This window comes from Clostridium estertheticum, from assembly GCF_011065935.2.
Lineage (GTDB): Bacteria > Bacillota > Clostridia > Clostridiales > Clostridiaceae > Clostridium_AD > Clostridium_AD estertheticum_A.
On sequence record NZ_JAAMNH020000001.1, the window covers coordinates 2,266,654 to 2,281,601 of the forward strand.

The 14,948-nt window shown below is 31.3% G+C and carries 14 protein-coding genes; 11 read left to right on the plus strand and 3 right to left on the minus strand.

Going from position 1 to position 14,948, the window contains the following annotated elements; genetic code table 11:
• The first annotated feature begins 13 nt into the window (after window positions 1–13).
• Complete coding sequence (locus G9F72_RS10550; protein ID WP_164956378.1) at window positions 14–505, plus strand: Csac_0668 family 2Fe-2S cluster-binding (seleno)protein; 492 nt, start codon at window positions 14–16, stop codon at window positions 503–505.
• Between the two features lie 250 nt (window positions 506–755).
• Here G9F72_RS10550 and mgtA read toward each other — a convergent pair whose 3' ends face one another.
• Entirely contained in the window at window positions 756–3,299 is a 2,544-nt protein-coding gene (mgtA, locus tag G9F72_RS10555) for a magnesium-translocating P-type ATPase (RefSeq protein WP_164956379.1), read from the minus strand.
• Window positions 3,300–3,549: 250 nt separating this feature from the next.
• On the opposite strand from mgtA, the gene G9F72_RS10560 reads away from it, so the two are divergent.
• Genes G9F72_RS10560 through G9F72_RS10565 form a run of 3 tightly spaced genes read left to right on the plus strand, consistent with a single transcriptional unit; the run spans window position 3,550 to window position 5,446 of the window.
• Window positions 3,550–4,434 carry a VOC family protein gene (locus G9F72_RS10560; RefSeq protein WP_164956380.1) on the plus strand — a complete coding sequence of 295 codons (885 nt, stop codon included), beginning with the start codon at window positions 3,550–3,552 and terminating at the stop codon, window positions 4,432–4,434.
• A gap of 30 nt (window positions 4,435–4,464) precedes the next feature.
• The gene (locus G9F72_RS27040) at window positions 4,465–4,590 is read left to right on the plus strand and encodes a hypothetical protein (RefSeq protein ID WP_263486870.1); all 126 of its coding nucleotides are present in this window, start codon (window positions 4,465–4,467) and stop codon (window positions 4,588–4,590) included.
• Entirely contained in the window at window positions 4,580–5,446 is an 867-nt protein-coding gene (locus G9F72_RS10565; protein WP_164956381.1) for a MerR family transcriptional regulator, read from the plus strand. The genes G9F72_RS27040 and G9F72_RS10565 overlap by 11 nt, the downstream gene beginning before the upstream one ends.
• A 121-nt stretch (window positions 5,447–5,567) precedes the next feature.
• On the opposite strand, the gene G9F72_RS10570 is transcribed toward G9F72_RS10565, so the two are convergent.
• Window positions 5,568–6,260, minus strand: coding sequence for a polysaccharide deacetylase family protein (locus G9F72_RS10570; protein WP_164956382.1), 693 nt, complete (start codon window positions 6,258–6,260; stop codon window positions 5,568–5,570).
• 467 nt (window positions 6,261–6,727) lie between these two features.
• Between G9F72_RS10570 and G9F72_RS10575 the strand changes: the two genes are divergently transcribed.
• From G9F72_RS10575 to G9F72_RS10585, 3 genes are all read left to right on the plus strand, one after another.
• Window positions 6,728–8,416, plus strand: coding sequence for an ABC transporter ATP-binding protein (locus G9F72_RS10575; protein ID WP_164956445.1), 1,689 nt, complete (start codon window positions 6,728–6,730; stop codon window positions 8,414–8,416).
• Window positions 8,417–10,267, plus strand: coding sequence for an ABC transporter ATP-binding protein (locus G9F72_RS10580; protein ID WP_164956383.1), 1,851 nt, complete (start codon window positions 8,417–8,419; stop codon window positions 10,265–10,267).
• A 260-nt stretch (window positions 10,268–10,527) separates the two neighbouring features.
• Window positions 10,528–10,857, plus strand: coding sequence for a hypothetical protein (locus G9F72_RS10585; protein ID WP_164956384.1), 330 nt, complete (start codon window positions 10,528–10,530; stop codon window positions 10,855–10,857).
• 185 nt (window positions 10,858–11,042) lie between these two features.
• Here G9F72_RS10585 and G9F72_RS10590 read toward each other — a convergent pair whose 3' ends face one another.
• Window positions 11,043–11,525 (minus strand): L-2-amino-thiazoline-4-carboxylic acid hydrolase, encoded by a 483-nt coding sequence (locus G9F72_RS10590; RefSeq protein ID WP_164956385.1) that lies wholly within the window; start codon window positions 11,523–11,525, stop codon window positions 11,043–11,045.
• Between the two features lie 411 nt (window positions 11,526–11,936).
• Between G9F72_RS10590 and G9F72_RS10595 the strand changes: the two genes are divergently transcribed.
• The 4 genes from G9F72_RS10595 to G9F72_RS10610 all read left to right on the plus strand — a co-directional run bounded on the left by G9F72_RS10595 (window position 11,937) and on the right by G9F72_RS10610 (window position 14,649).
• On the plus strand, window positions 11,937–12,536 hold the full coding sequence (locus G9F72_RS10595) for a DUF2975 domain-containing protein (protein ID WP_164956386.1): 600 nt from the start codon (window positions 11,937–11,939) through the stop codon (window positions 12,534–12,536).
• A 443-nt stretch (window positions 12,537–12,979) separates the two neighbouring features.
• Window positions 12,980–13,186 (plus strand): helix-turn-helix domain-containing protein, encoded by a 207-nt coding sequence (locus G9F72_RS10600; RefSeq protein ID WP_164956387.1) that lies wholly within the window; start codon window positions 12,980–12,982, stop codon window positions 13,184–13,186.
• 30 nt (window positions 13,187–13,216) lie between these two features.
• Window positions 13,217–13,474, plus strand: a complete 258-nt coding sequence (locus G9F72_RS10605) for a hypothetical protein (RefSeq protein ID WP_164956388.1) — start codon at window positions 13,217–13,219, stop codon at window positions 13,472–13,474.
• Window positions 13,475–13,893: 419 nt separating this feature from the next.
• Window positions 13,894–14,649 carry a hypothetical protein gene (locus tag G9F72_RS10610; protein ID WP_164956389.1) on the plus strand — a complete coding sequence of 252 codons (756 nt, stop codon included), beginning with the start codon at window positions 13,894–13,896 and terminating at the stop codon, window positions 14,647–14,649.
• Window positions 14,650–14,948: the final 299 nt, after the last annotated feature.

Consider the following 14,948-nt stretch of genomic DNA (forward strand, 5'->3'; position numbering starts at 1 on the left):
AGGAATATAAACTATGGGAAAAGAAACTTTGAATAAATGCTGTTGTGAGAATACAACAAAATCTTCTTGCGAGGTAGAAAAAGACAATTTGTGTCCTATATGTGAAAAGCAGGGGACCCTTGTAAAAAATATTACAGTAAAGCATATGGTGATTAACGAGCTATTGGAACTGGTTGGTGATGACGATTGTTTTTTATGTATGAGTGAGGATTGCGATATTACATACTACAATCCAAAATCGAGTGTCAAATTTAATAGGCAACAGGTAAAAGTACCAATATGGTTTAAAAAAGAAGCAAATCCTAAATTTGCCTGCTATTGTAGTGAAGTAACAGAGGAACAAGTTATAAATGCGGTATTAAAACATGGTGCTACTAATATGAAAGAGGTTTTAAAAATTACTGGAGCAATGAGTAACTCACAATGTCAAAAGAAAAATCCATTAGGAAAGTGTTGTCATCAAATAATTCAAGCTTCAATAGACAAAGCATTATCCATGAAGTAACCAGAATTTTATTATGTCACAATGTTCTTTAAATGCCGATTAAGTGAAACTCTATATTTGGGATTTAACTTAAAAGTTTGAAGTTATAAAAGATAAGCAGAAGGTTGTGTTAAACCTTCTGCTTTTTCTATTGTTAAAATACATGCTATTTGATGTATTAATTACTATATAAGCACCTCAAAAACGAACCCGTTGGTTATTATATCGGGACTCTTTATATATATTTATCATTTAAAGTAACTTGTATAATTTAGTTTTTCACAATTTTGTAAAACCATTTTTTTGCAACCTCAGCTGTAAAAATATAAGAGGCTATAATGATTGCAATTATTAGCAATACCCAAATGGAAATAGGGGCCAATCCAAGTAACCCTGCTATAGGAGTAAATGGTATAATTAATGCTACAAATGCAACGGATATTGTGGCAATTGAAAGATATTTTCCAGGAACACTTTTGAAGAAGGGCTGTCTACTTCTTATAACTAAAACGATTAAGGAAGCAGAAATAACTGACTCAATAAACCAACCTGTTCTAAATTGAACATCTGTTGCATGAACAATAAATATTAATACTGCAAAAGTAATATAATCAAAAATTGAACTAATTAAACCAAAGGTTAACATGAATTTACGAATGAAGCTGATATTCCATTTTCTCGGCTTCATAATCATTTCAGCATCCACAGAATCAGTAGCTATAGTCATCTCAGGGAAATCCGTTAATAAATTTGTTAGTAGTATTTGCTTTGGAAGTAGTGGTAAAAATGGTAAGAATAGTGATGCTCCAGCCATACTAAACATATTCCCAAAGTTTGCACTGGTTGCCATGAATACATATTTAAGTGTGTTAGCAAAGGTTATTCGCCCAGCTTTAACTCCATTTATAAGTACATCTAGATTTTTTTCTAGCAGTACGATATCTGCCGCCTCTTTTGCAACATCAACTGCACTATCAACAGAAATACTGACATCAGCAGCATGAAGCGCCGAAGCATCATTTATTCCATCACCCATGTATCCAACAACATAGCCAGCTTTCTTAAGTGCAATTATTATACGTTCCTTTTGGTTTGGTTCAACTTCAGCAAAAACTGATACTTCGCCAACCTTTTTTAAAAGAGCACCATCGCTTATCTTATAGATTTCTGGACCAGTTAGTATTTTTACATCTTTTAAACCCATCTGTGAAACTATATTACCTGCAATGAGTTTATTATCACCTGTAATTATTTTTAAAGAAATACCTAATGTTCTAAGCTCTTCAACGGTGCTAACAATATTTTCTTTTAGTGGATCAAATAGTGTAATAAATCCTAAAAATATCATGTCAGTTTCAAGTTCATTTTCTGTTGTTGGTTTAGATTCAATATTCTTATAAGCCACTCCAAGAGTTCTGTAGCCCTTTCCGCTATATTCCTCGTATTGTTTTTCTATAGATTCAGAGACCTCTTTTATGTCTACTACTTTTCCATCTGCTATTTCAGCCTTGGTGCATAATTCTAAAATATTTGTAAGTGCACCCTTTGTAATCATAATATGTGTTTGCTTTTCTCCAGGATTTTTAACAGGCTCAGTTAAAATTATACTTAGCCTTTTCCTTATAAAATCATATGGATGCTCACCTAGTTTCACATAATCTTTTACATCAATAGATTTATAGGTCCTTATTGCTTCATCAATTGGGTTAATAAAGCCTGATTCAAAGGATGCATTAAGATAAGCATATAGAAATACTTTATCACTCTGTTTCCCATTTACATCTATAGTTGATTGGAGTTTAACAGTACCGTCAGTTAAAGTACCTGTCTTATCAGAACAAAGTACATCCATACTTCCAAAATTTTCAATAGAAGCAAGACGTTTTACTATGACTTTTACCTTGGCCATCATCTTTGCACCACTGGCAAGATTAATACTAATAATTGCAGGTAGTAGCTGAGGGGTTAAACCAACAGCAAGTGCCAGTGAAAAAAGAAATGAATCAAGAGCTGGGCGCTTTAAAAGTACATTAATTGAAAATATTGCCAAAACTAATATTAAGGTTATTTCCATTAGGAAGTAGCCAAACTGCCTTACACCTCTTTCAAACTCTGTTTCCATGGGCCTTAATTTAAGTCTTTCGGAAATCTTTCCAAACTCGGTATCCTTTCCAGTACTGATTATAAGCGCTTTGCCTGTTCCGCTTATAACATGTGTCCCCATCCATAGTGAATTTTTCCTCTCTTTTAAAGGAGTTTCAAGCGGCAAAACACCTACTTGCTTTTCCACGGGATATGTTTCACCGGTTAAAGTAGCCTCATCTATATTTAATGAATCTGATTCAAGTATTAGACTATCTGCTGGTATAACTGCACCAGCTTTTAAGATGACTACATCACCAGGAACAATATCTTCTACGCTAATATTTATGGGTTTACCATCCCTTAGAGCATTTGTTTTTATTTTAACTACTTCTAGTAGCTTAGCAACTGCATCATTGGCACCATGCTCTTGCCAAAATCCTAAAAGCCCACTAATAAGAACAATTGCTAAAATTATAATAGCATCCACTGTATCGTGAAGAAAAAAGGAGAGACCAATAGCAAAAAACAAAATTATTATTATTGGACTTTTAAATTGAGATAATAGAAGATTAAGTGTGCTATTATTTTTGGGGGGCTTGATTGAATTGGGACCATAGGTGGATAGCTTTTCCTTTGCCTGATTACTTGTTAAACCATCTTTTGAAGCTTTATAACTTTTTAAAATATCTTCTGATGATATTGACCAGAAACTTTTTTTAAAATCTTCCATATTAAATACCAACTCCTTTGTAATTACTAATTTACCCAATCATTTATACCAGTATACATCTTTTGCTATTACAAAATATACTTTAATATAAATAGTTTATAACAAAATATATAATATAAAAGTGTAAAAAACATTTTGATTATTTTGATTTATGTTTATTGGATGAAATTAATTGGTATAATGTTTTTATAAGGTTTCTATTAAAGCCTACGAGAAGCTTGTGAAATTATGATTTAGAAAGGAGATAAATATGCAAAAAATAGTTCCACATTTATGGTATGACAAAGAAGCTAAAGAAGCGGCTACGTTTTATATCAGTTTATTTGAGAACTCTAAGATTTTAAACGAGGCAGTTATCGGAGATACCCCTTCAGGAAATACGGAAATTATAAGTTTTGAATTATCTGGGCAACAATTCACTGCAATAAGTGCAGGTCCTTATTTTAAATTTAACCCATCGATTTCCCTTATGGTAGCTTGTAACTCTTTTGAGGAAGTGAATACTAAATGGAAAGCATTATCAGAAGGTGGGACGGAATTGATGCCACTCGGTGAATATCCATTTAGCAAGTGGTATGGCTGGATTCAAGATCGCTATGGGCTGTCCTGGCAATTGATGCTTGTTGATAGTGGGCAAGTGGCTCAAAAGATTACACCAAATTTTCTATTCTCAAATTCTGCATGTGGAAAAACCGAAGAAGCAGTAAAGTACTATGCGGAAGTTTTTGAAAACTCAGAAATAGGCATAATTAGCAGATATGGAAAGGATGAAGCAAAGTCATCAAAAGCTCAGGTGAATTACGCTGCTTTTAAGCTTTGTGGTATTGATTTTTCAGCCATGGATAATGCATTTGATGTAGATTTCAATTTCAATGAGGCATTTTCACTCATTGTAAATTGCGAGGACCAAAAGGAAATTGATTACTATTGGGATAAACTTTCCGCTGTTCCTGGGGCAGAGCAATGTGGATGGGTAAAGGATCAATTTGGTGTATCGTGGCAGATTGTGCCATCAAATATGGACGAAGTCTTATTAAATGGCACAAAAGATGAAATTAAAAGAGTAACAGAGGCTTTTCTAAAAATGAAAAAGTTTGATTTAAATGCCTTGGACAAAGCACGGTTAGGACGTTAATTGATATGTGACTATTTCCCTTGTTTAGCAATGAAGATGGATAGAGTGGTGTCAATAGAATTTTTAAATATTCGTTTTTCTGTTAATTGGCTATTGACAGTTACCTTAGAGGATAGCTTAAACTCAATTTTAGGAGGCGATGATAATGAAACTTAATGAAGTGATGAAAGAAACAGGACTAACAAAAAAAGCAATTTATTATTATGAAGAGGTAAATTTGATTAAACCAGAAAAAGATGAAGGTAGTAACTACAGAAGTTACACTTTGGATGATGTAAATAGGTTAATTACCACTCATGCTCTAAGAAAACTAGATTTTTCTATTAAGGATATTAAACTTATTTTGTTAGAGGAACATGACATTACACAAGTTATAAATAAACAATTAGACGTTATTAAAGACAAAATTAAGCTGCTGAACAAAAGTAAAGGAGTACTAGAGAATTTAATTGAGCAAGGAATAGATTCAAATATTAATAATCTAAGGTTCTCAATTCAATTTTTAGATGAAGAATCTAAAAATATTGCTGGATATATGCAAAAAGAACTTAATAGGATACTACCAGGTAATATGGGTAAGATGTTTGCTATTCACTATGGACAATTTTTAAATGAACCGCTTGATACTAAAGAAAAACAGAAGGCTTGGTTGGACCTTATAAATTTATTGGATTCTCAGGAAGAGGTTCAATATGGAGAAAATATAAAAGAGCTTATTAATGAATTGTATGGGAAGTATAGTGAAAAAGATTTGATTGAATTAAATGAAAAATCAAAAGACATAACATATAAAATATTAGAACGAAAAGTAGAAGTTAGTAAGGTAGAAAAAAACGAAATGAAAGCAAAAATTGAAGAATATGAAAAAACGCCTCAATATCAAAAAGATTTAAAAATTCAGCGCTTTATGATTGATAATATAGCTCCGATTTTGAATGAAATTGAGGTATTTATGTGTATTTTAAGCACTAGATTCGAAAGGTTCAACAAGATATTACGTACCGCATACTAGAGCTTGAATTTATTAAGAAGATAGTTGAAAAAGCTGTGAATTTTAAATTCACAGCTTTTAGTATTGAAGTAAAGGGGGAGACTTCGCTTTAATGGTTATTCATATCATTTATTAATATGTTCTATTTAAAGTGGATAACAGGACTGTTGATTGATAAGGTCTTAAACACATATCCTTGTTCTTTTAAGTTTTTAATTATTATAGGCAAAGCCTCGGCGGTAGTTGTCTTTGGTTTTGAATCGTGAAGTAAGATTACAATAAACTTCATACCCTTAACCCCTCTCATAACATTATCTATAATAACATCTTTACTTTCTGTTGTTTTGTCTGAATCTCCCGAACAAACATTCCAATCAATATATTGGTAGCCTTTTCGTATTGCTTCCTTTATTAATTGGTTCATTATATCTTTGCCACCATAGTTATTACTTATTGTATTGTTTGATCCACCAGGAAATCTCATAAGAGTAGGCTTTGGGATCCCAATACCTTCTAAATAAGAATTTAATTTATCTACGTCTTGATTATAGCTAAGGATAGATGAATATTCTGTTTTGTAATCATGTGAATAAGTATGATTTCCTATAACATTTCCTTGACTTATAATTTGTTTGTATACATCTTCATATCCAGGGTGTCCATTAACGAAAAATGTTGCATTAATATCAATATCTTTTAAAATTTTTAACACTTTAGAAGTATTCTGGGAAGGACCATCATCGAATGTAAGATATACTTCCTTTTCGCCTGGCTTGATTAGGTTATTAGTTATAGTCTTAGTACTCACTACCAATATATCAATAGAATTATTCAAAGCATTTACTTTTGAGTCTGACTTAATTATTGATGACTTAGGACCTTTGATGGCAACCTCTAATTGTTTATTTATATTAATCTCATAATTATGAGAAGTTTTAAGAGTTTTTATTTCTACTTTTGAACTATATAATATTAAGATTAATATGATTAGAGAAGGAATTAATATAATTATAAGTCTTTTTATAATGACCGCCTCCGTAAGTAATAATATACTATATCCTATGCACTTTTAAAGATTGATAAAGTCAATATATTCACTAATACCTAGTTATGTTCCTAATGCTTTTGTAAAAAAAGCTAATGTGATAAAATGAGTTTAAGAAGAATTTAAATAGTAAAATGAAAATTTATCAAGCAAAATAAATATGATTGTGAATAACAACATGCCACTTGCCACGTGGGTGGCACCATTAGGGGGAATCAACTTTGGGGTATTTTAAAGTATATGCTCGTAAGTATAGTATGGGATTTTTTACTGCAGTGTTCTTTGTAACACTAGAAGCATTTTGTGATTTGTTGCAACCAACAATAATGTCTAAAATTGTGGATGTGGGAGTTGCAAATAATGACTTAAATTATGTAATTAAAATGGGCATTATTATGCTCATTATTGCTGGATTTGGAGCAATAGCTGCATCTATTCGTAATGTTGTGGCCAGCAATGTTTCACAAAAATTTGGCACAGAAATGAGATCTGATTTGTTTAAGAAAATTCAAGGGTTTTCTTTTGAAAATGTTGATAAATTTGAAGGGGCTACTCTAGTAACAAGGCTTACAAATGATGTAACACAGGTCCAAAATTTTGTAAATGGACTTATGAGGATATTAGTTAAAGCACCTATTGTAGGGATTGGAAGTATTATAATGGCTGTGAGACTTAACTTACGGCTATCTATAATTTTGTTTGCTATTGTACCAGTTGTAGCTATTCTTATATTTGGCAATATGAAGCTTGGATATCCTTATTTTATTAAGGTACAGAAATCACTGGATAGTGTAAATAGAGTTATGCGAGAGTATTTATCAGGAGTAACAGTAGTTAAAGCTTTTAATCGATTTGATTATGAAATAGATAGGTTCCAAAAGAAGAATATACAACTTACTCAGTCTTCAACAGCAGCTATGAAAGTAACAGCTGCTTTTACCCCAATTATTGGACTAGTAGTAAATATTGGAATAGTACTCGTGATTTGGATAGGCGGCATAAATGTAAACAAAGGTAATATGCATGTGGGACAAATAATTGCATTTACAAATTATATGACACAAATATTATTTTCACTTATGATGGTAACTAATGTTTTTACAATGTTTGTACGCGCTAAAGCATCTTCTCAACGTATTAGTGAAGTGTTTTCAGAAGAGGATAGCATGATTAATGGAAAGGAAATTATGGAAAATTCTAAGTGCAAAGGAAGAGTTGACTTTGAACATGTGTTTTTTTCATATAATAAAGATAAGGAGCCCATATTAAAGGATATATCATTTACCTGCCTTCAGGGAGAAACTGTTGGAATAATAGGATCAACAGGTTCAGGTAAAAGTACTCTTGTGAATTTAATTCCAAGATTCTATGATACTTTAAGTGGAGAAATAAAAGTTAATGGTGTTAATATTAAAGAGTTAGATATAAAGTCATTAAGGGAGAAGATTGCAGTAGTACCACAAAAGGCAATGCTGTTTTCAGGCACAATACTAGGGAATATAAAATGGGGGAGTGAAAAGGCAAGTTTTGAAGAAATTAAAGCGGCGTCTATAGTGGCTGATGCACATGAATTTATTGATAGACATCCAGAAGGTTATAATGCCAAAATTGGACAGGGCGGTGTTAATTTTTCCGGGGGGCAAAAGCAGCGTATAGCTATAGCAAGAGCATTAGTGAAAAAGGCTGAAATTCTAATACTTGACGATGCAACCAGCGCTGTGGATACAGATACAGAGGTGAAAATAAGGAAGAGCTTAAAAAAATATGCTAAGGATTTAACTTGCATTATAATAGCACATAGAATAACTTCTGTAATGGGAGCTGACAAAATAATAGTATTAGATAACGGGGAAATTAAAGGTATTGGAAGCCACGCGCAGCTTTTAAAGAGTTGTGCTATTTACAATGATATCTTCCTTTCTCAAATTGGAAAGGAGATGCTGTAGATGACTGATAATAAATATAAGGATAAAAATAATAGTGTTAATATGCCAACTACAGGTGGTGGCTTTGGAAGAAGAAATATGGCACCTGTAGTAAAACCTAAAACTTTCGTAAAAACTGTTAGAAGACTGTGGAGCTATTTTGGAGCTGAAAGAAAAACATTAATAATAATATTTATTTTTATAATAATAGATTCTGCAATAGTACTTATGGGACCATATCTAATAGGGCGCGCAGTGAATACCATGACAATTAAAAGTGGAAAAGTAGATTTTAATCTTTTGAGCATAATTGTAATTGCACTATTAATATCCTATTTAGCGGATGCAGCTATAAATCTATTCCAAGGATTTGCCATGGCAAGTTCCAGTCAAAGAATAGTTAAGACTATGAGAAATAATTTGTTTTTAAAGCTCCAAAAGCTCCCAATGGCATTTTTTGATACAAACAGTCATGGAGATATTATGAGTAGATTGTCAAATGATATTGATAATGTTAGTTCTACTATTTCTCAATCTGTTATTGCGCTTATGTCAGGAGTTATAACTATAGTAGGGTCATTTATTATGATGATAATTTTAAGTCCTATATTAACTGTGGCAAGTTTAATTACAGTACCACTGGTATTTTTGTTAACTGGCTCCATTGCAAAAAAGACAGGTAGGCTTTTTAAAGCTCAGCAAATGGAACTTGGAAAGCTTAATGGACTGATTGAAGAAACTATCTCTGGAAATTATATAATAAAAGCTTTTAACCATGAAGCTAAAACAGTAAGTGAATTTGATGAAATAAATGAAAGATTATGCGCGGTGGGACTCAAAGCTCAAATATATTCTGGATTTCTAATGCCGATTATGAATGTCATAAATAACATTGGGTTTGCAGCAGTAGCTGGAGTAGGTGGAATTCTAGCAGTAGAAAGTATGATTACAGTAGGTGTAATTGCCAGCTTTTTAAGTTATTCAAGGCAATTCGTAAGACCACTTAATAACTTGGCAAATATATTTAATACACTGCAATCCGCTGTGGCAGGAGCTGAAAGAGTATTTGAAATACTGGACGCGGAGGAAGAAACAGAAGATGTAAAAGAGCCAAAAGAAATTGTTGAATCCGAAGGGCATGTTCAATTTAATAATGTGTATTTTGGATATAGAAAAGATGTAAACATTCTTAAAGATATTAATTTTGAAGTCCAGATTGGCGAAAGTGTAGCACTTGTAGGACCAACAGGAGCAGGGAAGACTACAATTGTAAATTTACTTACAAGATTTTATGATGTTTCAAGTGGAATAATATATATTGATGGGGTAGACATAAGGGAATATACAAGAGACAGCCTTAGAAGGTGTTTTGGTATAGTTCTTCAAGATACATATCTTTTTACAGGAACTATAAAAGAAAATATAAAATATGGAAACCTAGATGCAACAGATATAGAAGTACAAAATGCAGCTAAAATGGCAAATGCACATGAATTTATAAAAAGGCTTCCTAAGGGTTACGAAACACTACTTTCTGAGAGTGGAAGTAATCTCAGTCAAGGACAAAGACAACTTTTGGCCATTGCCAGGGCAATTTTAACAAATCCATCTATATTGATATTGGATGAGGCTACCAGTAGTGTTGATACTAGAACCGAACTTAGAATACAAGAAGCTATGCTTAAATTAATGCATGGAAGAACTAGTTTTATTATAGCTCACAGACTAAGTACTATAAGAGATGCAAATAAAATAATGGTTATAGATGATGGACAAATTATAGAGATGGGAAACCACGCGGAGCTTATAAATAAAAAAGGGAAATACTATAATATGTATTTTAACCAATATAATAATAGTGACGATGAATAAGGTTAACTTGTCAGCTTTTTTATCAAGTTTATTATTTATTTCATCAAACCTTGAATTTATTTCACCAAACTTTGTATTCATTTCGGTATACATTCGTATAGCATTATAAACATTATTTCTACAGCTATGATATAATACAATTAGAAATAAAGTAAAAACTTCCAATAAAAGTCTATTTCCTATAGGAGATAGTTCGAATTAACTATACTTTAGTAAACACTTATAAGATTTTACAAAATAAATTTTAAGGAGATGTTACTATGTCATGGTGTCCGAAATGTAAATGTGAGTATCGTGAGGGATTTACAAGTTGTAGCGACTGTGGATGTGAATTAGTGGAAGTGCTTGAACCTGAAAAAGATGAAGAAATAATAGAAGATGATACTCCGGTTTTCCTTATATCAGTTAGTGATGATTTTGAAGCAAGAATAATTGAATCAAAACTAAATGCTTTTGGTATACCCTCATTTAAAAAAACCGATGGCCTTAACGGTATTTATGGTTTTACAGGTACTTCAGGTATAGATATATACGTACCTTCTATGTTATTGGAGGATGCAAGAGACTTAATTGATATTCAAATCAAATAAAACTATGTACAGTAAAAACCATCTGAATTCCAGATGGTTTTTTTAAAATCCGTTGCCCTTTTCAAGTAAATGTAATATTCTGTTATTATATAATTATACAATTGTCTAATTATCTAATAACTAAATAAAGGAGAGATTGTATGTCTGCTTTGAATTTACCTTTTAAAGCTTTAGCCGATCGAGTATTAGTCCTTATTGACCTTCATAGTTATGTGGTATTCACAACAATCATCACCTTGCATGAATGTTTTATTATGATTACATGAAATATTTGGGTTAATACCTTTCACTAAATAAGGATCTCCATAACAGTGAAGGTAGTACATAATGTTTTCAACACCCAGTTCTCTTGCGACCTTTGATACTAAACACCCTTCACGCCTTAGAATTGCTTCAGATTCACTTTTACAAACAAGATTTCCTTTTCCAAAGATTTCTAAAAAATCATCTAAAGTATCGCCTCTATTTGCAGAAATATCCTGACCACGCTTTAATGCATCATTTGCGGTATATTCTTTAATAATTTCTATTACTTTATCCCCATACACTTCTTTGAGTTTTTCAATAATCGCAACTGTATTTTTCATATACATTTTAAGCGGTTCTTGCCAATTCACATTGATTTCCTGAATTGATTTAACAACATCTTCGCCAAAAGCAGTTATCAAGTGTTCAACTATTTTTGTTGCTCATTCCACCTGGAAATTGTACAGTTCATGGCAAAAAAGTTGTTTGACTTCATTCTCAATAATATGATTATCCATAACTAAACCTCCTATAAGCGGTATTTATTAGAGTGTAACATAATAAAAAATTAAATCACAGACTGGTAATACTTGGATTTTTATGGTATAATGTATATATAGAAAAGAAGCTATGAAAATGTAAAAATACATTTTCATAGCTTTTTTTTTGAAAGTTTTACTATAGAGATTTTCATATTTTCAGAAAGATAAGAAAAATTATTATCATAACACATAATATTTTTAATGTAAAACATTAAAAATATATTGCAATTCACAAATTTATATGTTATTGTTAAATTATTCAATTAATTACATGAAAAGGGGGCTATTACCATGAACACACAAAAAGATATTTTGTCTAAAGTAAATACTTACAAAAAAGTTATAAGAACCATATGGTATTTTACTTTTGTAATGGGTGTACTTATAATAATTTGTGTTTTTACTTTTATTTGTTTAAATTTATTAGGCACACTTCCATTGGGGAACTTAGTACTTGAATTTACAGCACCAGCACTAAAAATGAATATAGAAAGTAAAATGATTGAGCAAGCTGTAACACCCGCACTTATATCTATAGGAATTAATGGAATTACAATTTGGGCTCTTTTGATTTATTCGCTACACCAGTTTTTTAAAATTTTCGAATCATTTGCAGAAAATAATACTCCTTTTATCATTGATAATGTTTATAGAATAAAGCGGATTTCTTATGGCTTCTTCATTTATTCCATAATAATATTTGCTACAGGCATGGTTTTAAAACTTTTGTTTCTTCAAAACTTTTCAATTTCCGGTTTAAATGGTATTAAGATAAATATTAATGCATCAATACCTTTCTGGCCAGTAGTATGTGGTATTTTTGTTTTAGGAATTTCAGAAATATTTAGTTATGGATTAAAATTGCGACAGGATAATAATTCAATAGTATAAGGTGAGGCAAAGGCAAATTATTGTCAGAGGGGATATAGTCATGATTGAAATAAAAATGTCTTGAATATAAAAATTAATACAGGAGGTAACTATTGTGAACGGAAATGAACAAATATTTTTTGTTATTTGTATGATATTGTTTTTTTTAGTTAGCGTTCTTTTGATGCTAATACCAAATAGGATTTTCGAAATTTATATAAAGTTGATCAAGTTATTTGGTTTCAAAATTACCTATTCAACAAAAGCCCTTATATTTGGAAGAATCCTTGGTGTTTTGCTGTTCCTTTGGGGTATATTTCTTATCTATATTTCCCAAAAGTGATGTTATTAAGCAAGGTCATGTGTAGCAGTTTAGGAAACTGCTACACAAAAGATATGGAAATTAATATATTTAAAATTAAAACTGAAACAGGATAACAAATCAAAAGTATGAGGTGATTGAAATGGCGATTATTATAAGATTGGATAGGGTCATGGTTGATAGAAAAATATCTTTAAATGAACTTGCAGATAAAGTTGGAATATCAACAGTTAATTTATCTTTGCTTAAAACCGGAAAAGTAAAAGGAGTCCGTTTTAATACTCTTGAAGCCATATGCAAAGTGCTAAATTGTCAGCCCGGAGATATATTAGAATATAAAGAAGAGTAAAAACATATTTTATATTTAAAGGAGAAAAACATGGATTATAATATTATTGCTAAAGAAATTCTTTCAGTATATCCTATTTCAGAGCCGGAAATTCAATTTATTAGGCATAATGAAAATATAACTTTCAAAGTAATTGATAGGATATACAATAAACATTATTTATTACGCATACATAAACCTAGCATTGAAGGTTTATTTGGGCTACAGCATACACTAGAAGGCATAAAATCTGAAATTAAGTTATGCCACGGTTTTAGAATGGATAGACGGGTCGACTCTTACTCTTGAAGAGGATAATATTGAGAAAATAACCTTTGCATTAGGACAAAATCTTGCACTATTTCATAAATGTTTAAAGGAGTAGATTCTTAGTGAAATATAAAGATGGGAGGACTAAGGGCATGTGGATGATGTGGGTTAACGCAGAATCAAAATCTAAAATTCCTTAGATAATTCGCTAAATTGTATCAAAATCTAGGTCTATAGACATACATATACACAACCGCCTGTAAGAGGACTTGCAGGCGGTTGTGTTTTTTGATTAATGGGTATCGCTTCTACAGTTATGTCAGTTAATAAAATATCTAATTTGGGCGTAACTACATTGAGGTTATTAATTTTTAAGTATATTTATTTATCATAATCCTTTAACATAATTGAAGGATACCCATACTATAAATTGATGAAACTTTAATTGGAGGATAGTTATGAAAAATTATGAAATGGAAGACTTAGACTTTATACCTTTTCAGTATCCTATAATGTACCCAATGATGACATATAAAACGGGATATAGGATGGAGGATCCAGAGATAGAAAGAAATATACCGAAACAACAACAGCCAATTCCACAGCCTATTCCACAACCTATACAAGAACTAAAAATACAACCTAAAATTCAACCGCAAAATATGGAATTAAATATACAACCTAATATAGCACCGCAAAATATGGAATTAAATATACAACCTAATATAGCACCACAAAATATGGAATTAAATATACAACCTAAAATGGCACCGCAAAATATGGAATTAAATATACAGCCTAAAATGGCACCGCAAAATATAGAATTAAGTATACAACCAAAGATGGAATCAGGCAATATGGAACTTAATATTGATCCTAAAATGGGATTATTAAAAATTGAACCGATAAAAGTGCAATTAATAATAGAACCAAAAATGGAACCAGTAAAATTACAATTTAATGTAGAACCAATTCAGCAACCTGTAATGACGCAGCAGCCAATGATGAAGCAGCCAATGATGAAGCATATGGTACAATGTCCAATGCCATATAACATGATGATGAATCCGATGGCAATGAAGTATCAATACCATATGATGATGATGATGATGATTATGATGAATTCGATGTCAATGAAACATCCATACTATATGATGATGAATCCGATGAAGCCTCCATGTCATATGATGAAGAATCCAAAGAGAATGGAGTAGATACCTACTTATAATTAATTCTATCTTAGGGAAGTTTTTTGATTTTATAAATATATATAAATAAATCATAAATAATGATATTTTATGTGAATACATTAATTAGAGTACAGCCACGCCAGCATTGTTTGCAAGGCGTGGCTATTTTCTATGTTAAAGTATCGAACAAACAATAGGGGTATTAAAGCAGTAATGTATTACTATTTAAGTTAAGAATTTAAAATAGTGCTTCGTAATACAGTAAGTGCTAATCTTACTGGCTTTTTATTTATAAGGAATTTACAAGAAATAAAAGGGATTAT